We start from the raw sequence: 22,872 nt of genomic DNA, 5'->3' as shown, positions 1-22,872 counted from the left end.
GCACACTTGCCACTCGTTACTCGGTGAACATTACCGGTAGCGTCAGAGCGATTTCTTCAAATACGTCTTGCAGCGTCTGGGCGTCGGGGGCGTGGTAGAAGTTGCCTCCGGTGGCGGCCGCCACGGCCCGCATCTCGTTCTGATCGGCCCCGTCCCCAAAGGTCACCGCGTGAATGACGATGTCGTGCCGCAACGCTTCCGGAGCAACATCGCGCGGTCGATTGCCTTGCGTGTAGTTGCCATCGGTCATCAGCACCATGGTCTTGGCGGCAAACGGTCGCGACGTCGAGGGGTTTGTCAGCGCATCGATACCGGACCGAATTCCCTCGCCGATGTTGGTTGCGCCATTGAACTTGGTACCCGACAAAGTCGTCATCGCCGACTCGGCGTCGCCATAGTCAGCGCTGAGTTGCTGATTGATATCCGCCACGTTGTTCGAATTGCCGCACCATGTGCCACTGCTGGAATAAGAAGCCAGCGACAAGTACTCATCCTGCGGTGTGGTATGCAGCGCCGCGACAAAACGATCGAAGGCCCGCGTCAAAGCCCGCCAACGGCTCTGACTCATGTCCGGCGGCCGGCAAAACCGCGGATCGGAGGTCGACATGGTGGGAGCATTGTCATTGAGAAACAGCTTCATCGAACTCGACCGATCGACCACGATACAGATATCGCGATCGAGTCGAACGACGGTCGCCGTGCTCAGTGGCTGAAAGTCCATCACGTTGAACACCCGGCCGAACATCGTCGGCACGCTGCCCGACGGAGCATCGCGGGTGCGGCGACCGAGTACTCGGACTGCGTTGATCGGCTCGCCCGCGGGCTCGAATGACCAGGCGCCACCACGTTGCTGCGTGGAACGCCCGAAAACAATATCCTGTTCTACGTCGAGCAGCAGCGGATCGCCTGCTACGAGGTTTGATTGGGCGATGTCGATGGCGGCCTGGCGCGATGCATCGAGGTTCTGCTCGCGCGACAACGCTTCGCCAGCAGCTCGGGCCGCGGCATCGGTGGCGGCGCGCAGTTTGGTGCGAGTGAGTTGCAGGTAGGCCACGTCCACGGAAAACGCAACGCACGCCAGCAGCGCAATCATCAAGAAACAAACCAGCACCACCATTACGCCTCTTCGATCGTGCGGCCTCGGGCTGCCAACTCGGGGCAATCGATGCATCAGAGAAGCGCGCATGGCTGGGTCCTCACGTTTGGAGAATTGCAATCGGGGAAAGGGATCACTATTCCTTGACCATCACGGTGCTGGACGACAACGTCCTGCCGCCAAAAAACCATGGTGGAACGAGAGCATTGGAATCGCAGGGGGCCGACACAGTCACGGTGATCGCCTGCCCGCGGGGCACCGACTTCACATCCGGCGGCGAGATGTCGACGTCGCCGTCCGCTACGCGGCGGGCCGTGATCATCTCGCTGCACTTGGTGTTCACCTCTGCGGTGGTCGAATCGTAGTTGATGGCCACCCGCGCCCCTTCATAGCTGGCGATCGCCAGACTGTGGCTCAGGTAGATCATGCCACAGGCCTCGATCGAAGCGAGCAACAGCATCGCGACAAGAGGCAGACAGATGGCGAGTTCCGTGGCTGCGACAGCCTTGCGTACCGAGGGCATCCTGCCGCGAGGCTTGGCGGCGAGCATGGGAGGCTTTCGGCTTGAGGAAGCAAAGTGCGGACACGTAGTCCGCTTGGTGATAAGTGACAGGCTCCGGTGACCACCAGGTGCCACCGACACTTCCATGCCGTGTGCCTACTAAAAAGATACTACATGAATCCGGATGAGGACGGCACATTTTGATAGTGAGAAAACATTACCAACAATACGTCCGTGAATACTACGGGGGACGACCACCAACTGGGGGGAAGTGACCTCTCCGCAGCATGCTGGAGGCCCTGCCGCGCACCGAGCCACCACTCGCTGGGCAAGCCTACCCACCCAGGCGCAACCCGCGTGTCACTCTACGTGTTCTGCGGCCACCTCTTCAGATTCGGCCGATAACGCCGGCAGCTTCCACCCGCGGTGCAGCGCCAGCAAGCGAAACAGGATAATCATCGCGATGGCCACCGGCGCTGCGAGTTCCTTCGCGGCAGGAACTTGGCTTAGCAAGATAAAAATCCACGAGCCAACAAACGAGCACGTGGCGTAGAGCGGTGTCGATGGTCGGAACAGGCTCGGAATGCGGTTGCAGATCGTGTCGCCAATCACACCACCGAAGGTGCCGGTAACCGCCCCCAACATCGCAGCAATGAACCACGAGGTGCCCTCGTCGAGTGCAGCATCCGCTCCGGCGATGCTGAAGAATCCCAGCCCCAAGGCGTCTGCCAGATCGAGCAAGCGTCCCGAGTTTTTGGGCACCTTCAGAATGAAGAACGCAGCGACCGCCATACCGAACACGATCACGGGGTAGTGACTCGCGCGTATCCAGAACAGCGGGTGGCGATCGAGGAACAAGTCGCGAAGCGTGCCGCCGCCAAATGCCACGATGAACGCCAAGCTGAAGACACCCACGAAGTCCATCTTGTGTTGCCGCGCCAAGAGCACGCCGTAGATCGCGCTGCAGATCACGGCCAGTAGTTCGATGACTTGAAGCATGTAAGGGCAGACGCACCGGACGGTGGAGATATCACCGCGGCAGCCACCCCCAATGGATGGTCCCGGCCGCGAAACAGGCAGCAACCTTCGCAGTATAACTACCACCCGGCCCGCGCGCTAGGTGCGGCTTGCCCGCCTGCGTGTGTTGCAGGCTCATGCAGGCGGGGTGAGCGTCGTGACCATGGGCGGGTTCGTGATCCGACGCACCAACCAGTACAGCAGCAAGCAACCGACGACTCCGCCGGCGATGTACACGCCCGTCGGACCGATGGTGTCCAGCACCACGACCAACAATGCCTTCAGTCCACGCTGCCGCCCCGTGATGTCCGCCTCTTGCCCAGCGGCCAATTCGGCGGCTGCCTTTACGAACAAGAATATGAATAATGCGGTGACACCAAGCGCAATCAGCGGTGCCCTTGCTGCTCGAAGCGGACTCCATTGTTCGGTGGAACGATTCAACGCGAATAGCTGTTCCAGCGAAGAGAGCGCCGAATCACGCGTCTAGACATCGGGTAGCGATACCATGGTAAATCGATTTCGACCATCGCGTGCGTATCGCATCGTAATTTCGGTGCTGTCAGCCTCCGTTTCGATCCGACGTAGTGTTTGATCGTTGATTTCGACGGCCTTGTCGCCAAGCAACGTCAGCGGCGATTCGTCTTGTGCCAACCGCTCGGCGACGCGAGTCAATTGGTCGTCAGCGGCACTGCCAACGAACACCCGCCCGTGATGTATGATCAACGTCTTGTGCGTAGGCGACTTCGGGTTGTGCCATACACGGACCATGAGAATCTCTCAATTGGTTTTGTCTGCGTAATACGAGAACCACAGTGCGGGGCGTCTTTCACTGGTCGAGCCTGGATTGTACCGCTCGCAGCCGCCTTACACCTAGTATCGTCTCGCATGCTGCTCGGGTCCAAACTGTAGGGACTAATCTGTTACAGCGGCATCACTTTGGCACCCTGCTTGAGCACCTTTCCATGCCCCCTGGAATACATGACCTCGATGTCCTTCATCTGTCTCACCGTCGTCGAAGCCCCATCGGCACGATCCGTTCCTGTCCAGGCATCGGTCGCCCCCTGCCCTTCGGATCCGTGGAGCAATGGCCAACCCATCGTCGCGATTCGAGCTGCCAGCCGGGGCGAGTTGGCTGCCATCCTCACACCACCGACCGGGGAGGATTGTCGGCCCACCCCAACCTTTTGCCTGGCAGTGAAGCAGTCGATAGAATCGCACAATGGACCGACCAGCCCCCCGAATTCATCGACCACCCCGTGTGGGGCTTCTCCGGATAGCCCTGCTCATTGCCTGCCCGCTGCTGGTGGCCTTAAACTTCCTTCACCATCGCTCGACCGAACTTGGCGACCCGCTTGGGGTTCACGTGGACACAGGATTGGTGCTCGCGGCAATCGCTCTGAAGTGGTTCGTGCTGGTAGGCAGCGTGATGGTCTTGCGGTCGTGGCTCGAAGCGATTCAGGGGCGTCCGAAGCAAGCGACTTTTGAAGTGCTTGCAATGGGGCTCCCTCTCGTACTGTTGACTCTAGTTTTAGCCGTCACTCGTGTACATTGGGCGTACCGACTGTCGAATGGAAGTGAAAAATACCATTCGTTCGTATCGGCAGACGACACATTTGCGGTCCAAGACGCCAACTACAGCCGAGTAAGTTGGCTCTGGCAGCATGGCGTCACTCAGATTGCCGAATCCTTGCTTGTGTTCCTCGTCATCTCCGCATTGGCGATGCTCGGCGTGTTTTTGGGACGCCGGGCATGGTGGTTCCCCGTTGTTGCACTTCCCGGGATACTGGGCGTGTACTCCTTGCTGTTCGGACTGTTTGTCATTGACTTCGATGTATTTCACGGGGACATCTGGTCAGGAGCTGTGCTCCTTGACTTGCTTTGCCCACCCTATGTCGAGCCCTATTCTCTCATTGCGTCGCTGTACTACGCGACCTTTGCTGCGTCGCTGGCTTGGGTCACGATCTGCCGAGGACGGCTCCGCTCCGCTCAAATCGAAGGGGCGCCAGGGGCGATCGATAGCTAGCCTGCGCCAGCCTCCTCTTACAGCGTGCGGAGCGGCTGGGGAGACTGGCCCTGTGCGTCGCATCTCGGGCCACCGCGGCAACGGTGACTCTCGGCCCCCACTTGCACTTTGGCTCATTCCCTACTACTCGTTGGGGGCACTGGTCGCTTGGAATCCAGCCAAAAAATCGTTTTCTCCCGGCGATTCTTGCTGCATGGGCCTAGCTTCCAACCTCCCCCCCACCCTACACTATGGCAGTCTACGAAGTCGTGTAGCGTCGGTTCGTGGAAGCAACTCAATCGAAGGACCGCTTCCTGTGCTACACGCCTGTGCGGATCGCACTCCCCTCTACGACGTCACTCCTCTCAGCGACCGGTATGAGTTCGATATGGCAACGGATACGGTTTCGGAAAACGAAAAGACCGACCACTTAGACGCCACCGTTACGCAGCAAGTAGCGATTGCAGACGACGGCGTCCCGATGCGCGATCCACTCTCTTGGCCACTATCGACGGTCGAACCAATGCGCATCCGTTGGCAATACGTGGTGAGCATCGCCGCGATCCACTTGCTGGCCTGCCTGGCGTTGGTGCCCTGGTTCTTCAGTTGGACGGGCGTGGTGCTATGCGTGCTGGGGCTGTATGTCTTTGGCACGCTGGGAATCAACCTCTGCTATCACCGGTTGCTGACGCACCAGGGCTTTGTCGTGCCCAAGTCCCTGGAGCATGGGCTGGCCCTGCTGGGCGTTTGCACGCTGCAGGATACGCCAGCCTGTTGGGTGGCCATGCATCGCATGCACCACAAGCATTCGGATACGCAGCCGGATCCCCATAGCCCGATGGTGAACTTTTTGTGGAGCCACTGTGGCTGGTTGATGGTGGTGAATCGCGACTTTCGCAACGTGAACTATTATGAACGCTTCGTCCGCGACATCCTGAAAGATCCGTTCTACTTGCGGTTAGAGCGCAAGGGATTTTGGTTTATGATCTACGCGATCCACGCCCTGCTGTTTTATTTGGCGGGGTTTACCATCGGCTGGCTGGCCAATGGAACCATCGGGGCGGGGGTGCAGTTAGGGCTGAGCCTGGTGGTGTGGGGCGTCTTCTTGCGGACGGTGCTCACCTGGCACATCACCTGGAGCGTGAACTCGATCACGCATCTGTGGGGCTATCAGAACTACGAAACCCGCGAGAACAGTCAGAACAACATCCTGGTGGGCCTGTGGAGCAATGGCGAAGGCTGGCACAATAACCACCACGCCGATCAACGGGCCGCTTCGCATGGCCACAAGTGGTGGGAAATCGACGTCACCTGGCTGACGATCTGGTCGATGGAAAAGCTCGGCCTGGCGAAAGACGTCGTACGTCCCAAGGCATGGTCCCAGGTGGCTGGCAAATCGGGGCGTTAAGGCCGCAAGCGCTCCCCTGCCCTTGAGTCGCCTGCTCCGTTTATCTTTTCAAAGGCTGGATACGCAAGTTCCTCGTAGGACGGAAGGTCGATCTCGCGTTGCCACTCGGTCAGCTCGTGTTTGAGTTCCGCCACTTTGTCTCGCCTGCTCTCCGCCAGGTCGTGCTGTTCGTAGGGATCCTGTTCCAGATCGAAGAGTTCGTACCGCCGCTCGAGTCCGTGCGGTGTCGGGTAGTGTTCAATCAACTTCCACCCCTCCTTGCCGATAATCGCTGCACTTGGCCCGAAGGTTCTGTCCGTTTTGTAAGTTGGGTAGTGCACTAGCTCGCCATAGCGCAACCAGTGGAGCGACCTGGGCGGAAGCGTGGCGGAGGGGTCGCGGAGCAGAGCGGAAAAATCGACGCCATCCATTTCTCGATTCTGCTCCTGCTGCCCGGCTACCCCCGTCATAGCCAGGATGGTCGGGTACAGATCCTGCCCCACCACACGTACTTTGCTGGTGGCCCCCGGCCGAGTGACTCCAGGCCACCTGACAAACAAAGGTACGCGTACGCCCCCTTCGTAGAGCGTCGTTTTGCCAGAACGCATGGGGGCATTCGACGTAATACCCCGGCGTACTTCGCCACCGTTGTCGCTGTAGAAAATCACGATGGTGTTGTCGGCCACTCCACTGTCTTCGAGGGCCTGCAGCACAATGCGAACGCTGTCGTCGAGGTGCTCCACCAAACCGGCATATTCGGGATTGCGGTGCTTTGCACCCGGTTTCTTCAGGGCAGAGTACTTGTCCACCTTTTCGGGCATGGCCTCAATCGGCGTGTGGACCGCGTAGTACCAGAGATTCAGAAAAAAGGGCTGGTCACCCTGCGCCGCTTGCTGGATGAACTTGGCCGCTTCGCTACCCAGGCTAGGCGTCAAATGATCGCTTGGCCCGTAGCTTTCCAAATCGGGAACGGCGCTCAACTTGGCATTCTTGCTGCCTTTTCTCCTATCGCGAAAGGGATAGAAGAAGCTGCCCGGGCAGCAAAACTCATTGGCGGCGACCACGGTTGCGAAGCCTTGTTGCTCTGGACGGTTTGCCTTCGCTTGTCCGACGTGCCACTTGCCAATGTGACAAGTGTTGTAGCCCCCGTCGCGCAAGGCCTCGGCCAGGGTGTACTCGGTGCCTACCAGAAAGTCGCCCCCGCCACCCATCTTGCGAACTCCGCCGTGACCTACAATGCCTAGCTTCGCAGGATTCTTGCCACTGAGTATGGCCGAACGACTGGGCGAACAGGTTGGCGCGGCATAAGCGCGATCGAATCGCATGCTCTCCGCCGCCAATGCGTCGATGACGGGCGTCTGGTGCAGATCGCTACCAGTGCACCCCAGGTCGACACATCCCAGGTCGTCGGCCAATATCAGCACAACGTTCGGCCTGCGCACCGTGTCGTCGGCATTGGCGTGGCACACCACCACTTGGATGGCGATGCCAAGCGCGATGAATCTGACAAACAGTGCATTGGCGTGCTTGGTCATGCTGCATCCATTGTAGAAGTATTTCGACAGGTCCGATCCCGCGGTACTCGACTTCTGCTCTGCTTCCAACCCTTTTCATGGGGGCGGACCCCACGCGATGATTCTCCGCTGCTTGATGGCCAATTCGCGGCAATCAGGCGATAGCCGTGCACTTGTGGCGACCACTGCCGTAGTATCGGGGGCCATGCTCCGCTCAAGTCGTGCCAGACCTGCCACCCTGGCAAGCCAACGACTTGAAGTTCGCCCGATAGCGACACCACCAGAAGAGTTCCGCCCGCGGTAAGTCGACTATCATGTTTATGTCGTCGACCGTCACGATTTCATCGAAAATGTCGCCATTTTCTCACATCGGGACCGCGCGGTGGGCGCGGCATGCGGTTTTACCAGCGGAGCAGCGGTGTCACCGACCCACGCCCCGCGGGGGAGCAAATGTGCACCGGCCGATGGCGGTGGCACCAGGCGACTTACCGCGAAAGGTCGTTGGTCGGCAGAACTTTTTGCGTATCGATGGGACTGGAGAGAATCCCAAACTATTCTATACGTGCGTGCTTGCCACGTTGCGCATCGGATTCCCGACCTTCGTGTCGCCATGGAATCTTCGTGTCACCACGACGGGTTGGCCATCGTCGTGCCCGTCGGTATTGTAGAAGAGTAGGCGATCCATTTTCCGAGAGGCATGTCGATGAGCCAACATCCTAGTCGAGACGCCTGGATTTATGGCGAGGATGCCTCGTGCGAGCTCTCCGCCGAGCCTTGTGATCAGCAATATCGGCTGGTGCTGCTAGGGCCCCCCGGAGTTGGCAAGGGAACCCAGGCTCAGCTGCTGTGCAACCGGATTGGTACCTGCCATCTGTCCACCGGCGACCTGTTCCGCGCGTGCCAGAACATCGAAGAACCCAGCACGGCGATGGCCGCCGCTCTCGAGGCGATGCGGCGAGGCGAACTGGTTTCCGACGAACTGGTGATGTCGATGCTCCGCGAACGGGCCAGTTGCCTGCGTTGCGGCGGCGGTTTTCTGCTCGACGGAATCCCTCGCACCCTGGCGCAGGCCGAAAGCCTGGAAGCAACGCTGCACGACCTGGCGGTCGATCTGGACGCCGTGATTTGCTACGCACTGCCGCTGGAAAGGGTGGTCGACCGCCTGGGCGGACGCCGCACGTGCGTGTCGTGCAAGTCCGTGTATCACGTGTCGGCCAACCCTCCCAAGGACGAAGACACCTGCGACCATTGCGACGAGGACCTGATGCAGCGCGACGACGACCATCCCGATGCCATTCGTGTGCGGATGCAGCTTTATACCCAGGCCACGCAGCCCTTGATGGACTACTACGCCGAGCAAGGCAAGCTGGTGGCAGTGGACGCCGACGGCGGACCGGAGGACATCCTGGAACGCACGCTCGACGCCCTGCGAGATCACCTGAGCCTGGAAGCGATTTAGCGCCGGCCCGAGGTCGCCGATCCAGCAGCGTTGGGCGGATGGCTCAATCTTGCTGGGCCACACTCCTGGCGTGCGTATGGGGGCAAGGCTCCAAGTGCACCAGCACGTCGCGGAGGCTGGCAAACTTCTCTACCAGGCGGTCCTTGACCTGATGGCCGATGCGGTGCCCCTCGTCGACGGTGAGTTGCGCGTCGACCTGAATGTGGATGTCGGCCAGGTACTCCATGCCAGTCTTTCGTACCCACAGTTTTTCGACTTGCCGCACGCCGGGCGTTTCTTCAGCAGTGCTGCGAATCTGTTGCACCAACTTGGCGTCGGCCTGGGGGTCGAGCAGTTCGCTGGTGCTGGTGCGGAACAGCTTGATCCCGGAGATCAAGATCGCCACGACCACGAACAGGGCGGCCGCCTCGTCGGCCCACATGTAGCCCGGCCCCGCCCAGCGAACTACGCTCAGGCCCACGAACACCGCCAGCGAGCAGAGAGCATCGCTGCGATGATCCCACGCGTTGGCGACAATGGCCGCGGAGCCGGTCTGCCGGCCAACCCGCCGTTTGTAACGGTAAAGCCCTTCCTTGATCACCACATTGGCGCCGGCGATCCACAATGTCCACACCGGCGGCAGATCATGCTCGCCGGTGATGCGAGCAAGTGCCTGCCACCCGACAAACAAGGCCGAGATGATAATCACCAGCGCGATGTTCGAGGCGGCCACGGCCTCGGCCCTGGTGTGTCCGTAGGGATGCTCCTCGTCGGCCGGCCGCTGCGCGTACCACAGGGCCCCGGTCACGACGACGGAGGTCAGCGCGTCGCCCAGAGAGTTCACGGCGTCCGACACCAAGGCGAACGAACTGCCCACCAGGCCACCCACCAGTTTGACAATGCCCAGCGCAAGATTTACGACCAGTCCGAGCAACGCTGCTCGGATGGCAGTACGATACAACGGGGAAGCCGAAGAATTCTCGGTCAGATCAAACTCGCCTGGGGGGAACCGTCCTCTTGTTTCCGCCCCTATTTTTATCGTAGCACTACAATCGGACAATGGTCCGGGGCCAGAGAATCAGGGGTCTCGCAGAACGGACTTCCGCACGCGGAGGGGAGGCCAGCCCCATGGGGGGTGAACAGGTTCGCTTGCGCCGAATCCCGGCAATGTTGCGCAGCGTCCATCCGCCGCCAGCCCAATCTGTTACTCAATATTCACCACTGACTACTTCACCGCCTTCCCTGGTTGCCAGGGCACGCCAAGCGGTTGTTTCAATTCCCTCTGAGACGAGACGGGCTGAACCGTCGGTGAATGCAACTTGCACTCCGCCAGAATGGTAACTTCGAGATGTCACCACAGCGTAGGTGCTCTTGTCAGAAGTTTTTCCCTCTCTCGACGACGTGAAGTCAACGTCGTAGACCTCGCCATTGTCAACGTGCTCGAACACTGTGTTCGGAGGGAAGGTGCCCGTGACTCCGGTTTGATGGACTCGTGCATCGACCCATTCGGTATGACCAGAGTTCGTCTTGAAACTTCCTCCGTAGGCCATCACTTCGGCGGGGGTGGATGGAATGGGCGCACTACGTCCGTCAGGATTGCCGCCGTCCCGAAAATAGGGATTCCAGGCTTTAACCTCGGCAAACGCCATGGTGTGGCTCGTGCCATCGGTCACGTTTGCCATTCTGGTTTTGCTGTTCGGATAGACGAGACCGTCTCCCCCCTTGCCGGTAGTCGGATCGAAAACGAACCACGTTCCCAGATTCACACCGTAGTTAAGCGGGTAGTGCGTAAGATCCCCATCGGGTCGCTGTTGATCCTTGACCTCGCTGGGGCACAAGTACGTTGGCACCCGTACTTGAGTAACCGCTGGTTGCGACTTGTAACTAAGCTTCCAGTCGATGAGATCTTCGAGATTGGCCTCCTCGAGGTAGGGAAGCAGTCGGGCTTGGACAGACCATCCATCGAACGTGCCTCCTGCCGGGAGTGCGGCCGAAGGAGGGAAGTGCTTATTGGAGTCGTGATAGTTTTGCAACGATAGCCCAAGCTGCTTGAGGTTGTTGAGGCAGGACATCCGACGGGCGGATTCCCTCGCCGCTTGCACGGCAGGCAGGAGCAGTGCGATCAAGATTCCAATGACGGCGATTACGACGAGCAACTCCACAAGGGTGAACCCGGACTGTCGATTCCGATCAATTGGCGACATCAAGGGTCTCCTTCTCCAACTTTGACTTGAGAGTTTGTAGAAAGCCGAATCTGGCTCGCTCCGCCAGCACCACTCGACATGGCGGCAAAACGCATACTGAGACTCAATCTCATTACGAGCAATTCTGCCAATAGAGCCGTCGTCGTCAAGGGACTGGGCCGGCCCGACTCGTCGAGTGTGGAAAAAAGAGGCCGCTTACTGCGTTTCGCCGCAGCTGTGGCTGGCCTCAGCGTCGTGCCGACAGGGTTGCCTGGGCATTCAAGCCGTCACTCGTACGCCGGCTTCACCAAGTGCCACACGCGTTCGGCCATCGCTTGATGGCCCGCTTGCGAAAGGTGAATGGTATCGAGCGTCGATGCTTCGCCGGCCAGGATCGTTAAGAACACCCGCTTGGGGACCAGCAGCACCTGGTGTTTGGCGGCAAGGGTGCGTTGGGCTCGGCCATACTCGTGATAGAAGGGTGGCAGCGGCAGTTCCAGCATCATCACCTGGCGATTGGAGGCCGTGAGATGCGATAGCAGTGCGTCGAGGTCGCTGGCAAATTGCGCCGGCGAGGTGGTGCCGAGGATGTCGTTGCCACCAATCTCGACAAACACCAGCGGTGCCGAGATATCCTGAGACTGTGCACGGTGCAGTGCGGAGGCTGCCGTTTCGCCCACGTGCGAGATGTCCTGCACCCGCAGTCCATGCTCGCGGGCGAGGATCGAGGGCCAGGTCTCGGTCGTTTCGCTGCCCCCCACGCCGGCGGTCACCGAGTCGCCAATGATGGTGATGCTTCGCTGCGGCGCCAGGGCCAGTCTGGGCAAAACGTGGTGGGGCAATTCCATGCACGCGGCAATCGACCATGCCACGGCCATCGCGTACGCAGCCCACGGGTGCCACGTTGGTTTGTAACGCGACACGATCCACGCCACGGTGGCTGCGGTGGCAACCGCGTACCACCAATATGGAATGGCCGTCGACGAAACGACCACCGCAATCACTCCCACGAGAAAGGCCAGGGCCGTCACTCGCTTGTAGAGGGGCCGTGATCGCGTCGACAGCAGCGCAGCCAGCACCAACAAAGCGATTCCGGTGAAGAACGCCTCGCCGCTGACGATATGGAAAACGAGCCAGTTCATAGGCGGACAGAGGTTACCGCTGCGGGGCGAACAACACAGCTTCGCCACGTGCGGAAATGGCGACCGAAGCGACGAGTATAACTGCTACCCACCGGTAGGGCCAACAAACGCAAAGTGGGCGGGCAGGCCGCCTCGGACTAATACCTTCATCCACGATGGTGCTCAGCGTGAAGCAATGGTTTCTGCGGCGCGGTTGCTGCCGTATATTGGTGGGCTTGGATTGAAAACGAGACAGTTGCTTTTCGGTAAGGTTGCTTGCATGAGAGACATTCGCATTGCTACGGTGCAGTTTGAGAATCGGGACAACGACCCGCCGTTCAATCTCGGGCGTATTCGCGAACTGACCGGCCGGGCCGCGGAGGAGGGAGCCGAGATCGTCAGCTTTCACGAGTGCTGCATCCCCGCTTATACCTGGCTGCAACCACTCGACAAGAATGACTTATTGGCCGTGGCGGAGCCGGTTCCGGATGGACGTTCAGTGAAGCAGTTGATTGATGTCGCACGGGAGTTCCGTGTCGTTGTCATGGCGGGACTGCTCGAGCGGACGCCCGACCAGCAGGTCTACAACACCTATGTGACAGTGGGGCCCGAAGGATTCATCGCCAAGTATCGGAAGCTGCACCCTTTTGTGAATCCCCACCTGTCGGCGGGCAGCGAGTACGTGGTGATCGATTTGCTTGGTTGCAAAGTTGGGTTCTCCATCTGTTACGACAACAACCTGCCCGAGAACGTAAGGATCACCGCGCTCATGGGCGCCGAGATCGTTTTCATGCCACACGTGACGTGCTGCCTGCCTTCGGTAATGCCAGGCCGAGGGACCGTGCCTCGCGAATTGTGGGACAACCGCCACGCCGATCCGGTGCGATTGCGTCAGGAATTTCGTGGCCCCAAAGGGCGGGAGTGGCTGATGCGATGGCTGCCGGCGCGTGCTTGGGAAAATGGCATCTACGCGGTGTTCAGCAATCCCATCGGCTGGGACTACGACACCGTGAAACCGGGACTCGCGATGATTCTCGATCCCTTCGGCGAAGTGCTGACGGAAAGCCACGCCCTGGAAGACGACGTGGTGATTGGCACGCTGACCGCCGACAAACTTTCGCTGGCGTCGGGTCATCGGTATCGCGGGGCGCGACGCCCTGAGTTGTACGAGAAACTCGTCGAGCCGCAAGAATCTGTCACCCTGCCAGGCTGGTCGATGGAGCGAAAGTAGCATGCCGGCACCGTGCAGCGCTCAGCGTGCGCCGAGATGGCGGTCGCCCACAAGGGTTCCGAACCATTGCCAACTGGGCAAGTACCTGCAGATGGGAGCGGCCAATCCCACGCTGGCCACCACATCGGCGATGTAGTGCTGATGCGTCACCAGGGTGGAGATGCCGATGGCGATCGCCCACAGCCAGACAATCGCGCGGGCCCGCGTGCTTTTGCCCTGCGAATAGAAATAGGCGCACAGGACCGCCATGCCGACATGCAGGCAAGGCAGGTTGTTAAACGACAGATTCACCTCATCGGCAAAGCGAAACACCGGGGCCACCCAACCATCCACGACCGGCGTCGAGCGAACTTCTTCGCTGGGGATCAAGAGGAAGCCACACCCCGAGCAGACGATCAGCACCGCCAGCGCCGCGGCGAAGGTGGCAAGCTGCTGGCGCGTTCGGAGCACGAAGGGCGCCAACCAGGTCATAGGAAACAGCGAAAGGTACACGACGATCGCCTGGGGCACGAACGGCATCGCCAGATCCGCGTCGACTTGCAGTGGTATCCGGTAGTTATGAAGGGAAGTAATCCAGCAGGTGCCCCCGTACACCACGCCCCACAGCACCGCGATCAGCACGTAGTAATAGGCAAACGCGATCCAACATTCACGCGATGGCCAGGCGATCCAAGGTTCCGTACGATTCACGACTGGGTCAGGCTGGCAGGGATCTTCTGGGGCGGCAATGGTACGAGGCTAGTTGGAAACGCGTCCGGTGAAGCGATTCTCCACGTGCTCGTCGGTGTAACGAGGGCCTCGCCACATCTTCAAGTAGAACCAAGGCAAAAAACCCCGCACGGACTCTTGCTGCTTGGCCAGCTTCGGAAGGTGAATCCAGGGAACCGTGGGCTGCTGGTGATGGATGAGGTGCCAGTTGTGGTGCAGCCACAGGGCGTCGATCGGCGGGCAGATCCACAAATTGCGAGTTCCTTCGGTGACATGCCGGGCCGTATCGAAATGATGAACGTACTGCATGGCAGACCAGGAAAAGCCGAAACCGAGATAAACCACGGCGTAGTTCAACAGCGGTATGCCCAGGGTCCAGATGATGGTCGCGTGCAGGACGATCGCCATCAACGCCTCGAGCCGGATGTACAGCCAAGAACGAGGCTCCAAGACATCCACAAATTTTGCGAACGGCTTGTCGAACTCGTAGAACTGCCGCTTGGCCAAGAACGGCAACAGCACCACGACGAAGTTGCTCAGCACCACCATCACCCAGTACACGCCGGTGATGATGCCGTAGTACTTCAACCACTTCACCAGCGGCGAATCGCCTTCGAAGTACAGATCGAACGCTTCGTCGTCCGACCGATTCGCGCGATGATGGCACAAGTGGCCTTGCCGCAGCAGGTGGTAGGGAGCGGGAAAGAACAAGGCCATCAACACGCCCAGCCCGTCGTTGATCTTCCTGTTCGGGTGCAGGATGCGATGCTCGGCCTCGTGAATGATCGAGTAGACCGAGTTGCCCACGACCGCAAACACCATAGCCAGCAGCACCAGTTGCCACCATTGGTCGGCCCGCGCGGCCAGAAACATCACGGTGAAGATCGACACCAACTGAATCGCGACGATCAGCAGATTCAATCGATACGGAATCGCAAACGATTGATGGGTGGCCGACCTGGGCATGGCTGTTTAGGACCTTACCGGACAGTAGGAAAGTAGCGTCGTCTGCATCCGGTGCATTTCGGGAAATCTGTCGAACAGCCCGAAGGTAATGGGGGTTGTCTCGCGAGAGTACATCATCTGCTGGTAGGCGGCATTTTCTGCCAGCGATCGCAATTGTCGCTTCATCTCGGGCAGCAGTTCGTTCAGTTCGGGAAACTCTTCCGCCAGGCGCTGCACAACGCGAACTGCCGACCGGGTGGGGGGCAGCAAAAAGCGACCTATCGCCGTTTGCAGCAGCCTGGCGTTGCATCGCCGCAGCGTGCTGGACTTGTTGCTGTAGTACAGGTCGATCAAGTGCCAATCGATTTGGACATGACGCATCTCATCCTTCAGGTGTTCGCGATAGACCCACAGGTAGTGTGGCTCGATCTGCTCGGTCTCCATTTTGATGCACCGTCGAGACAGGTCAAGCGAACGTTCCTCCAGGGCGAGCATGATCCAGTAAACCATCGGAAACCACTGCGGACGCCGGGTCAGCAGTTGCAGGGTCGCCGCCACCGGCGGGGTAACGCGGAATAGCATCCAGCCGGATTCGCTGTACCAGTCTGGCTCGCTGAGCCGGCTGAGTCGCCTCCACAGCTCAATGTGGTCCTGCTCGTCGGCCACGAATCGGTTCAGACACTCCGTCAAACCGGCATCGACCCCTTTGCTCTTGGCGATCGCGGCACACACGCTGGCGGCAAACTGCGATTCGAAGTACGAAATCAACTCGCTGAAGAGGATGGCCGTCAGTTGGTTGTATCGAATTTGATGGTGACTAGCCAGTTGGTGATAAATTTTCGCGTAGTACAGAGGAGTCGTTGTCGGACAAACAAAATACCGGCTGCGATCGACAGGAGTATCCCACAATTCGTGAGCATCGGCATGGATCGAAGCGCGTGCGACAGCCGTAATCTTCGACAAGGGCATGCGACGCATTTCGGTGCGTGGTGCTGTGGCTGGCATGGGTTCATGTATACCACACGGACTGCTGGAAACTCTATTACTTTTGACAAAACAGATTTAAAGGGCGATAATCCCAGCCCGCGGCACATGCCGATCGAACCGTGCGTCACACTTCGGTTCGCCAACAAGAGGGCTTAAGACGGGGGAGCACGTCGTGGCGTCTGAGATCCAAGAACTGGGGTGTTGCGAAAACGGCTGCGAGTCGCCATTGCCCATGGCGCCACCGGCCGAGGCTTTCCCTACGTACCCTTCGGCCTGGTACCTGTTCGGCCGGTCGCGCGACATCGCACGCCAGCCGTTCTCGAAAGAGTTTCTTGGCAAACGCATCGTCGTCTATCGCAAGCAGGACAGTTCGCTGGTGGCCATGCGAGCGGAGTGCGCGCACCTGGGATCCGACTTGGGAGCGGGGCGCGTCGTAGGGGATTGCGTCCGCTGCCCGTTCCACGACTGGGAGTACGGCCCCGATGGTGCATGCGTCCGCATTCCCGCGCAGCGCGAGATTCCCCCCTTCGCTCGCCAAGAGGTCTTTCCGGTTGCCGAGCACAGCGGACTGGTGTTTCTATTCAACGGTCCCGAGGCACTGTACCCGTTGCCGTTTTTCGATGGTGCAACCCCCGCCGACCTCAGCCCCAGCCGCCCGTTTGGCACCGTGCTGGATTGCCCGTGGTACGTGTCGGGCGCCAACGCTTTTGACCTGCAACACTTTCGCGCCGCCCACGATCGCCGTTTGCTCGGAGATCCCAGTACCGACCATCCCCATCCCTATGCGTTTCGCGCGCTGGGCGTGTTCGCCGTGGAAGGACACTCGCTGCAGGATCGGCTGACCCGTCGTTTTGGCGGAGATGAAGTAGAGCTCGGCATCACCGACTGGTGCGGCGGCCTGAGCTTTGCCACCGCCCGATTGAGCAAGACCGTTACCCGAGGCCTGGTTGCCAGAGAACCGCTGGCCGACGGGCGGGTGCGTGTGCAGGTAATCGTCTTCGCCAAACGCAGCCCAACGGCGCTCGGTCGCAAGCTGTTCGATCCGCTGCAATTGGAGGTGCGACGCTTGTTCATCAAGAACTTCTTGACTGCCGACGCCGTGCGACTCAATGGAGTTCGTTACGATCCCCATCGCTTGATCCAGGCCGACGCCGACATGATCGACTACTACCGCTGGCTGGCGGATCGCACGGCGGACACCCCCGCGAGACTCAACTGATACTTATCCCTCCCCCCTGCCCCAGATGGGCACACAATCAACCGGAGACTAGCGATGACTTCACACAAAGGACTGAGTGTCATTGGCGCTGGGTTGCTTTGGGCCATGATCGCGGTGCCTGCCCTGGCGCAAGATGGCGACCAGCCCCCCGCAGATGCCGAGGTACACGACCAGCTTCGCGCGCTCCGCGACCAGGCGGTTACTGCCTTCAAAGAGCGCGACATCGACGCGCTGCTGGAATGCCTGACCGATGACGTCACCGTGGTCGTCCAAAACGGCGAGTTGTACCAAGGTCACCAAGGCGTCCGCGAGTTCCACCAGGAAATGTCGGAGGGGGATGATCGCAAGGTGCAAAGCCAGACCACCGACTTCAAGACCGACGAGCTTTCGCTGCTGTACGGCGAGGACACCGCCACGGCGCATGGGACCATTGAGGACCATTTCGTCCTGAGCCGTGGCATGGAGTTCGATCTGTTCAGCCGCTGGACTGCAACGCTGGTAAAAGAGGGAGACCAATGGAAGGTCGCCGTGTTTCATGTGTCGACCGACATGTTCGACAACGGTGTCATGGACCAACTGATGTGGTGGAACGCGATCAAGGTCGGTGCGATCGCCCTGCTGGCAGGCATTATTGTTGCCTTGGTGTTAACCAAAATGTTCGGCAAGAAATCCCCGGCGGGTGAAAATGCTTAGCGCACGGACACAACTCACCGATCGTGAGCAACGGCTGCTGAAGGATGCCGAGCTGTATGCACGTGACCTGCGTCTGGCGGACTTGACCACCGAGGCCATGCGCGAGCTAACGGTCGAGCGAGGGGTCGACTTTGCTACGGCCGTCCTGTATCGCGTTTGCACTCAGGAGGCTCCCGCCGATCAGCAAAAAGCGTTGCCCAGCGCCGACATGCAGCGTCGCTCGCGGCAGCTACAAATCGCCATCGTGCCGGGGGCGTTCTACAAGGAGCACCCTCAAACCGGGGCCGATGGTCGCCGCTTGCGCCAAGCGGCTACCGCCATGAGTTTCGACTGCCACCCGATCCAGGTCGAGAGTATCGGCCTGCTGCAGCCCAATGCGCAGATCATCATCGACTGGCTGCTGCAGCATGCCACGCGTCCCACGGCGCTAGTCTCCTTCTGCAAGGGTGGCGCCGACTTGAAGCTGGCCCTTGGTCATCCCATGGCCGCAGAGGCCTTTGCCAACGTGAAGGCCTGGTACAGCGTGTGTGGCATTCTCGATGGATCGCCCATGGTCGATTGGATTTACCAACGGCCCACCACACTGCTGGCGGCCCGGGCGTTGTTCTGGCTCCGCGGCCGCGATTTTCAGTTTGTCACCCAACTGCGGCCAGGTCCCGCAAGCCCACTCCAACCTTCGTTCGTCCCCCCCGATCACTTGCAGATCTTTCACGTGATTGGATTCCCGCTCACCGCGCATCTGTCCAACGGCCGCTCGCGCACCTGGCACCGGCGATTGTCTCGGTTTGGTCCCAGCGACGGGGCGACGTTGCTGCTCGACGTCTGTCGACAGCCGGGTCACGTGCTGCCGGTGTGGGGCGTCGATCACTATGCCGCGGCCCGCGTCGATTGGTCGGCACTGGTACAGCACATCGCCTTCCACGCGGCGCCTGACCCGTCGTTTGGATCGCACATCACGCCGCCGAACCGTTTCGCTGCGAGTACGCCACGATGAAGATTCAATTGCTCTCGCCTGCCGGCGACATCCACCGAAATTCGACCGGCATCTTCAAACGCTCGTTGCGTTACGCCCCGCTGACGTTGACCACCCTGGCGGCGCTCGTGCCCGATGAGTTGCAGGCGGAGATCACGCTGCAGGACGAAGGAGTCGAGCCGCTCGATCTCGACTTCTCCGCCGACCTGGTCGGCATCACCGCCATCACGGGCACGTCGCTCCGCGCGTACGAAATCGCCGACGAACTGCGATCGCGGGGGCACACCGTGGTGTTGGGCGGGGTGCACCCGACGTTGATGCCCGAAGAGGCGGCCGATCATGCCGACGCGCTGGTTACCGGCTATGCCGAGACCAGCTGGCCGCAACTGCTGCGAGACTTTGCGGACGGGCGTCTTGCCCCGCACTATGCGTTGCCCTTCGATCGACAGCTGCGAGGTCTGCCCATCGCCCGCCGCGACATGCTCAAGCAGCGGCGTTACGCCACGGTGAACAGCATCGAAGCCACACGAGGTTGTCCCCACAAGTGCGAATTTTGCGTGGTGCCCACCGCCTGGCACGGCACTTACGCCCGCCGGCCGGTCGAGGAAGTGATCGCCGAACTGCAGACGTTCGCCGGCCGCCACGCCGTGTTTATCGACCTCAGTCCAGTAGAGGACGTGGCTTACGCCAAGTCGCTGTATCGTGCGATGATACCGCTGAAGATTCGCTGGGTGGGCCTGGCCACGACACGCCTGGCCGAAGACGAGGAGCTGCTGAAACTGGCCGCCCAGAGCGGTTGCCGGGGAGTGCTCATTGGTTTCGAATCGGTCGATCAGCAAACACTCAACGGCACCCGCAAGCACTTTCACCAGGCCGACCGCTACGCGGAATACGTCAAGCGACTGCACGATCACGGCATCGGCATCCAAGGGTGCTTTGTCTTTGGATTCGACGACGAAGACGAAAGCGTGTTCGAGAGAACCGTTGAGTTTGTCGACCGGGCGAAGATCGACCTGCCGCGCTACGCCGTGGTCACGCCCTTTCCAGCAACTCCGCTGTACCGGCGTCTGCAGGCGGAAGGGCGTCTACTGCACCGCAAATGGTCGCTTTACGACGTGGAACACGTGGTCTTCGAACCCAAGCGAATGACACCCGAGCGGCTCCAAGCAGGGCTGCAATGGAGCTGGGAGCAGAGCTACAGCTGGTCGTCGATTGGCCATCGGCTAACCGGCGCACCGTGGTCGATATTGCCGCTTTGGCTTTCCACCAATCTCGGCTATCGCTTTTTCGCCCGGCACCTTCCCGACAAGACGCAATGCGTCTACCGCGATCCCGCGATGCCTGCAGTGGCCGCCCCCGAACTCGTTCAGCTTTAGAGCCGATTGGATTCACCCCTCATGCATGTCACACTCATCTATCCATCGGTAGGTCGAAAGGCGGGCAAGCCTTACGTGCGAGCGTGGCAGATGCAACCGCTCTCCATGGCAGTGCTGGCCAGTTTGATGCCGCGCGAAGTGGAAGTGACCTTCTTCGACGACCGCATGGAGTCCATCGACTACGACGCCCCCACTGACTTGGTCGTACTGAGTGTCGAGACCTTCACGGCCCTGCGGGCTTACCGGATTGCTGCCGCTTTTCGCGCGCGTGGGGTTCCGGTGATCATGGGTGGCTACCATGTGACGTTGCTTCCCAGCGAGGCCTCGCAATTCGCCGACGCCATCGTGCTGGGCGATGCCGAACCGGTGTGGACGCAGGTGCTCGAAGATGCGCGGCGCGGAACCCTGCAGCCGCAGTACGATGGCCGCGGCAAGCGGGTGCTCAGCGATATACGCCCCGATCGGTCGATCTTTGGGCGCCGCCGCTACCAGAACATCACGCTGGTGGAGTACGCCCGCGGTTGCAATTTCCGCTGCGATTTTTGCTCCATCACGTCGTTCCACAAAGCGTCGCAGAGCCATCGCCCGGCCCAGGACGTTGCTCGCGACATGGAGGAGTCGGGCAGTCGTCGGTTCTTCATTGTCGACGACAACATCGTGAGCGATCCCAGCAAAGCCCGCCAGTTGTGCCGCGAGATCACGCCGCTGGGCATCAATTGGGTGGGCCAGGCGAGTATCCATATCGCCGAGGACGACGAACTGCTGGAGCTCATGGCGAAGAGTGGTTGCCGGGGTGTGCTGATCGGCATGGAATCGATCAATCAGGACAACCTCGCGGCCATGGGCAAAGCGTGGAACACCGCCCGGATGAGCTACGCCCAGAGCCTGCAACAGTTTCGTAAGCACGGGCTGGCCGTTTATGGCACGTTCGTCTTTGGTTACGACCAGGACAACTGGGACGTGATCAAGCAGAGCGTCGCCTTCGCCCGCGAGCACAAGTTGTTCCTGGCCGCATTCAACCACCTGGTGCCGTTTCCCGGCACGCCGCTTTACCGCCGCTTGCAGGAGCAAGGCAAGTTGCTGGGCGATCCATGGTGGCTGAACCCGCTGGGTCGGGTTGGCGACGTGGTCTTTCGCCCCGCGCAACTTTCGCCCACCGAGTTGCAGGAAGGTTGCCTATGGGCTCGGCGACAATTCTACAACTGGCGATCGATGTTCGAGCGCGTCCGAGATACCCAGGCCAACGCACGGAACACCACCATGCTGGGCGTATACCTGGGACTGAACCTCGGATCGCACTTCGACATCGACTTGCGTCAGGGACTGCAGTTGGGCATTGGCACCGAAAGTACAGTGGCCGGAAATGAGCCAATTCGAAATCAACTTGGCCTCGCCTGAAGACGACGCCGCGCTGCGAGGACTGCTGGAGTCGACCCCCATGTCGGGCGATATCCGGCTTGCCTTCGCTCGCCAGCCCAGCTACTTTGCGGCCACCGCGATCGACGGGCACTACGCACACGTGGTCACAGTGCGCGACAAGTCGTCCGGGCAAATCGTCGGCATGGGCTCCCGCTCCATCTTTCGGGCTTTCGTCAATGGGATCGCTACCAACGTGGGCTACCTCAGCGGATTGCGGCTGCTGCCCGAACATCGCAAACAAGCGGGCCTGTTGGCCCGCGGCTTTCGCAAGTTTCGCGAACTGCATTCCGACGGCCGGGCAGCCTACTACCTGACCACTGTTGCAGCCGACAACCACCAGTCGCTTGCGGTGCTCACTTCACAGCGCGCCGGCTTGCCGGTCTACCATCCATGGGGCCGCTACCACACGCTCACATTTGCCGCCCAGCGCAATGGCAGTCGGCTGCCAGCAAGCCTTTTGATTCGCAGGGCCACTCCGGCGGACGCCGCCACCGTCGAGGCGTTTTTGCACCAGCAGGGCTCGCAACGGCAGTTTTTTCCCATCCTCCACCAGCAAGAATTCGCTGGCAAACCGCGACGATTGATAGGGATGCGGCCCGAGTCGATCCTGCTGGCCTGGGCCGATGGACAACTGGTTGGCACCTTGGGCCTGTGGGACCAGAAACCGTTCAAACAAACGATGGTCACCTCGTACTCGCGGCGACTGTCGTTGGCCCGCCCCTTCTACAACGCCATGGCGGGACTGCAGCGCAAGCCACAACTGCCTCGCGCCGGCCAGATGCTGAACCTGCGTTACGCGGCGGTGCCCGTCGTGCGATCGGACTACCTGCACGCGGCCAACCATTTACTTCAAGCCGCCACCCACCGTTTGCGGCACGATTTGTCCGAGCTCCTATTGCTCGGCTTGCACGAGCGAGATCCATTGCTCGAGCAGCTTCGCCCGCTGTCGGGCAGGGAATACGTTACACTGATGTTTCTCGTCTATTGGCCAGACGAAACACCCGACATCGAACAACTCGCGGGCCTTCCCCCCTACCTTGAACTTGGCTGCCTGTAGAAGC

24 protein-coding genes are annotated in these 22,872 nt (G+C 60.3%); 10 read left to right on the top strand and 14 right to left on the bottom strand.

Annotated features, from left to right (window positions below; translation table 11 throughout):
* Positions 1 to 16 precede the first annotated feature (16 nt).
* The 6 genes from NG895_RS05980 to NG895_RS05955 form a co-directional block, all read right to left on the bottom strand.
* On the bottom strand, positions 17 to 1,186 hold the full coding sequence (locus NG895_RS05980; RefSeq protein ID WP_252851557.1) for a vWA domain-containing protein: 1,170 nt from the start codon (positions 1,184 to 1,186) through the stop codon (positions 17 to 19).
* 46 nt (positions 1,187 to 1,232) lie between these two features.
* The gene (locus NG895_RS05975) at positions 1,233 to 1,646 is read right to left on the bottom strand and encodes a TadE/TadG family type IV pilus assembly protein (protein ID WP_252851556.1); all 414 of its coding nucleotides are present in this window, start codon (positions 1,644 to 1,646) and stop codon (positions 1,233 to 1,235) included.
* Positions 1,647 to 1,958: 312 nt separating this feature from the next.
* A complete protein-coding gene (locus NG895_RS05970) occupies positions 1,959 to 2,597 on the bottom strand; it encodes a trimeric intracellular cation channel family protein (protein WP_252851555.1) in 639 nt (212 codons plus the stop codon).
* A gap of 153 nt (positions 2,598 to 2,750) precedes the next feature.
* On the bottom strand, positions 2,751 to 3,056 hold the full coding sequence (locus tag NG895_RS05965) for a hypothetical protein (protein ID WP_252851554.1): 306 nt from the start codon (positions 3,054 to 3,056) through the stop codon (positions 2,751 to 2,753).
* 42 nt (positions 3,057 to 3,098) lie between these two features.
* Positions 3,099 to 3,383 carry a hypothetical protein gene (locus tag NG895_RS05960; protein WP_252851553.1) on the bottom strand — a complete coding sequence of 95 codons (285 nt, stop codon included), beginning with the start codon at positions 3,381 to 3,383 and terminating at the stop codon, positions 3,099 to 3,101.
* Positions 3,384 to 3,535: 152 nt separating this feature from the next.
* Positions 3,536 to 3,712, bottom strand: a complete 177-nt coding sequence (locus NG895_RS05955) for a hypothetical protein (protein ID WP_252851552.1) — start codon at positions 3,710 to 3,712, stop codon at positions 3,536 to 3,538.
* Positions 3,713 to 3,834: 122 nt separating this feature from the next.
* Between NG895_RS05955 and NG895_RS05950 the strand changes: the two genes are divergently transcribed.
* Together NG895_RS05950 and NG895_RS05945 are read left to right on the top strand one after the other, a co-directional pair.
* Positions 3,835 to 4,638 carry a hypothetical protein gene (locus NG895_RS05950; RefSeq protein WP_252851551.1) on the top strand — a complete coding sequence of 268 codons (804 nt, stop codon included), beginning with the start codon at positions 3,835 to 3,837 and terminating at the stop codon, positions 4,636 to 4,638.
* Between the two features lie 295 nt (positions 4,639 to 4,933).
* Positions 4,934 to 6,025 carry an acyl-CoA desaturase gene (locus NG895_RS05945; RefSeq protein WP_252851550.1) on the top strand — a complete coding sequence of 364 codons (1,092 nt, stop codon included), beginning with the start codon at positions 4,934 to 4,936 and terminating at the stop codon, positions 6,023 to 6,025.
* Here the strand turns inward: NG895_RS05945 and NG895_RS05940 are convergent.
* Together NG895_RS05940 and NG895_RS30160 are read right to left on the bottom strand one after the other, a co-directional pair.
* Positions 6,022 to 7,539, bottom strand: a complete 1,518-nt coding sequence (locus tag NG895_RS05940) for a sulfatase (RefSeq protein WP_252851549.1) — start codon at positions 7,537 to 7,539, stop codon at positions 6,022 to 6,024. The genes NG895_RS05945 and NG895_RS05940 overlap by 4 nt on opposite strands.
* A gap of 535 nt (positions 7,540 to 8,074) precedes the next feature.
* Positions 8,075 to 8,203: a hypothetical protein gene (locus tag NG895_RS30160; protein WP_261360685.1), complete on the bottom strand. Its 129-nt coding sequence runs from the start codon at positions 8,201 to 8,203 to the stop codon at positions 8,075 to 8,077.
* An 18-nt stretch (positions 8,204 to 8,221) separates the two neighbouring features.
* Here NG895_RS30160 and NG895_RS05935 point away from each other — a divergent pair, with 18 nt between their 5' ends.
* On the top strand, positions 8,222 to 8,977 hold the full coding sequence (locus tag NG895_RS05935) for an adenylate kinase family protein (RefSeq protein WP_252851548.1): 756 nt from the start codon (positions 8,222 to 8,224) through the stop codon (positions 8,975 to 8,977).
* Positions 8,978 to 9,020: 43 nt separating this feature from the next.
* On the opposite strand, the gene NG895_RS05930 is transcribed toward NG895_RS05935, so the two are convergent.
* From NG895_RS05930 to NG895_RS05920, 3 genes are all read right to left on the bottom strand, one after another.
* A complete protein-coding gene (locus NG895_RS05930; protein WP_252851547.1) occupies positions 9,021 to 9,917 on the bottom strand; it encodes a cation diffusion facilitator family transporter in 897 nt (298 codons plus the stop codon).
* 247 nt (positions 9,918 to 10,164) lie between these two features.
* Positions 10,165 to 11,160, bottom strand: a complete 996-nt coding sequence (locus NG895_RS05925) for a DUF1559 domain-containing protein (RefSeq protein ID WP_252851546.1) — start codon at positions 11,158 to 11,160, stop codon at positions 10,165 to 10,167.
* Between the two features lie 266 nt (positions 11,161 to 11,426).
* Positions 11,427 to 12,281 (bottom strand): SGNH/GDSL hydrolase family protein, encoded by an 855-nt coding sequence (locus NG895_RS05920; RefSeq protein WP_252851545.1) that lies wholly within the window; start codon positions 12,279 to 12,281, stop codon positions 11,427 to 11,429.
* Positions 12,282 to 12,540: 259 nt separating this feature from the next.
* Here NG895_RS05920 and NG895_RS05915 point away from each other — a divergent pair, with 259 nt between their 5' ends.
* Entirely contained in the window at positions 12,541 to 13,491 is a 951-nt protein-coding gene (locus NG895_RS05915; RefSeq protein WP_252851544.1) for a nitrilase family protein, read from the top strand.
* 21 nt (positions 13,492 to 13,512) lie between these two features.
* On the opposite strand, the gene NG895_RS05910 is transcribed toward NG895_RS05915, so the two are convergent.
* From NG895_RS05910 to NG895_RS05900, 3 genes are read right to left on the bottom strand one after another with little or no spacing between them, the layout of a single operon-like run.
* On the bottom strand, positions 13,513 to 14,181 hold the full coding sequence (locus tag NG895_RS05910; protein WP_252851543.1) for a phosphatase PAP2 family protein: 669 nt from the start codon (positions 14,179 to 14,181) through the stop codon (positions 13,513 to 13,515).
* Positions 14,182 to 14,229: 48 nt separating this feature from the next.
* The gene (locus NG895_RS05905; protein ID WP_252851542.1) at positions 14,230 to 15,165 is read right to left on the bottom strand and encodes a fatty acid desaturase family protein; all 936 of its coding nucleotides are present in this window, start codon (positions 15,163 to 15,165) and stop codon (positions 14,230 to 14,232) included.
* 6 nt (positions 15,166 to 15,171) lie between these two features.
* Positions 15,172 to 16,149 carry a diiron oxygenase gene (locus NG895_RS05900; RefSeq protein WP_252851541.1) on the bottom strand — a complete coding sequence of 326 codons (978 nt, stop codon included), beginning with the start codon at positions 16,147 to 16,149 and terminating at the stop codon, positions 15,172 to 15,174.
* Between the two features lie 154 nt (positions 16,150 to 16,303).
* Between NG895_RS05900 and NG895_RS05895 the strand changes: the two genes are divergently transcribed.
* The 6 genes from NG895_RS05895 to NG895_RS05870 are packed head-to-tail and all read left to right on the top strand — an operon-like array spanning position 16,304 to position 22,868.
* Entirely contained in the window at positions 16,304 to 17,350 is a 1,047-nt protein-coding gene (locus NG895_RS05895; protein WP_252851540.1) for a Rieske 2Fe-2S domain-containing protein, read from the top strand.
* Between the two features lie 54 nt (positions 17,351 to 17,404).
* A complete protein-coding gene (locus tag NG895_RS05890; protein WP_252851539.1) occupies positions 17,405 to 18,043 on the top strand; it encodes a YybH family protein in 639 nt (212 codons plus the stop codon).
* Entirely contained in the window at positions 18,036 to 19,037 is a 1,002-nt protein-coding gene (locus NG895_RS05885; protein ID WP_252851538.1) for a hypothetical protein, read from the top strand. The genes NG895_RS05890 and NG895_RS05885 overlap by 8 nt, the downstream gene beginning before the upstream one ends.
* Positions 19,034 to 20,392, top strand: a complete 1,359-nt coding sequence (locus tag NG895_RS05880) for a B12-binding domain-containing radical SAM protein (RefSeq protein WP_252851537.1) — start codon at positions 19,034 to 19,036, stop codon at positions 20,390 to 20,392. Before NG895_RS05885 ends, NG895_RS05880 begins: the two co-directional genes overlap by 4 nt.
* Positions 20,393 to 20,413: 21 nt before the next feature.
* Entirely contained in the window at positions 20,414 to 21,790 is a 1,377-nt protein-coding gene (locus NG895_RS05875) for a B12-binding domain-containing radical SAM protein (RefSeq protein ID WP_252851536.1), read from the top strand.
* A complete protein-coding gene (locus tag NG895_RS05870; protein ID WP_252851535.1) occupies positions 21,756 to 22,868 on the top strand; it encodes a GNAT family N-acetyltransferase in 1,113 nt (370 codons plus the stop codon). The genes NG895_RS05875 and NG895_RS05870 overlap by 35 nt, the downstream gene beginning before the upstream one ends.
* The last annotated feature ends 4 nt before the right edge of the window (positions 22,869 to 22,872 follow it).

Source organism: Aeoliella straminimaris, assembly GCF_024054565.1.
GTDB classification, from domain to species: Bacteria; Planctomycetota; Planctomycetia; order Pirellulales; family Lacipirellulaceae; genus Aeoliella; species Aeoliella straminimaris.
The sequence above is the reverse complement of the archived record's forward strand: the minus strand, read 5'-3'. Positions and strand labels throughout refer to the sequence as shown.

Coding starts and splice junctions, on each gene's coding strand:
- NG895_RS05980 (WP_252851557.1), bottom strand. CDS start 1,186: ATGCGCGCTTCTCTGATGCATCGATTGCCCCGAGTTGGCAGCCCGAGG.
- NG895_RS05975 (WP_252851556.1), bottom strand. CDS start 1,646: ATGCTCGCCGCCAAGCCTCGCGGCAGGATGCCCTCGGTACGCAAGGCT.
- NG895_RS05970 (WP_252851555.1), bottom strand. CDS start 2,597: ATGCTTCAAGTCATCGAACTACTGGCCGTGATCTGCAGCGCGATCTAC.
- NG895_RS05960 (WP_252851553.1), bottom strand. CDS start 3,383: ATGGTCCGTGTATGGCACAACCCGAAGTCGCCTACGCACAAGACGTTG.
- NG895_RS05955 (WP_252851552.1), bottom strand. CDS start 3,712: ATGGGTTGGCCATTGCTCCACGGATCCGAAGGGCAGGGGGCGACCGAT.
- NG895_RS05950 (WP_252851551.1), top strand. CDS start 3,835: ATGGACCGACCAGCCCCCCGAATTCATCGACCACCCCGTGTGGGGCTT.
- NG895_RS05940 (WP_252851549.1), bottom strand. CDS start 7,539: ATGACCAAGCACGCCAATGCACTGTTTGTCAGATTCATCGCGCTTGGC.
- NG895_RS30160 (WP_261360685.1), bottom strand. CDS start 8,203: ATGGATCGCCTACTCTTCTACAATACCGACGGGCACGACGATGGCCAA.
- NG895_RS05935 (WP_252851548.1), top strand. CDS start 8,222: ATGAGCCAACATCCTAGTCGAGACGCCTGGATTTATGGCGAGGATGCC.
- NG895_RS05925 (WP_252851546.1), bottom strand. CDS start 11,160: ATGTCGCCAATTGATCGGAATCGACAGTCCGGGTTCACCCTTGTGGAG.
- NG895_RS05920 (WP_252851545.1), bottom strand. CDS start 12,281: ATGAACTGGCTCGTTTTCCATATCGTCAGCGGCGAGGCGTTCTTCACC.
- NG895_RS05915 (WP_252851544.1), top strand. CDS start 12,541: ATGAGAGACATTCGCATTGCTACGGTGCAGTTTGAGAATCGGGACAAC.
- NG895_RS05905 (WP_252851542.1), bottom strand. CDS start 15,165: ATGCCCAGGTCGGCCACCCATCAATCGTTTGCGATTCCGTATCGATTG.
- NG895_RS05900 (WP_252851541.1), bottom strand. CDS start 16,149: ATGCCAGCCACAGCACCACGCACCGAAATGCGTCGCATGCCCTTGTCG.
- NG895_RS05890 (WP_252851539.1), top strand. CDS start 17,405: ATGACTTCACACAAAGGACTGAGTGTCATTGGCGCTGGGTTGCTTTGG.
- NG895_RS05885 (WP_252851538.1), top strand. CDS start 18,036: ATGCTTAGCGCACGGACACAACTCACCGATCGTGAGCAACGGCTGCTG.
- NG895_RS05880 (WP_252851537.1), top strand. CDS start 19,034: ATGAAGATTCAATTGCTCTCGCCTGCCGGCGACATCCACCGAAATTCG.
- NG895_RS05875 (WP_252851536.1), top strand. CDS start 20,414: ATGCATGTCACACTCATCTATCCATCGGTAGGTCGAAAGGCGGGCAAG.
- NG895_RS05870 (WP_252851535.1), top strand. CDS start 21,756: ATGAGCCAATTCGAAATCAACTTGGCCTCGCCTGAAGACGACGCCGCG.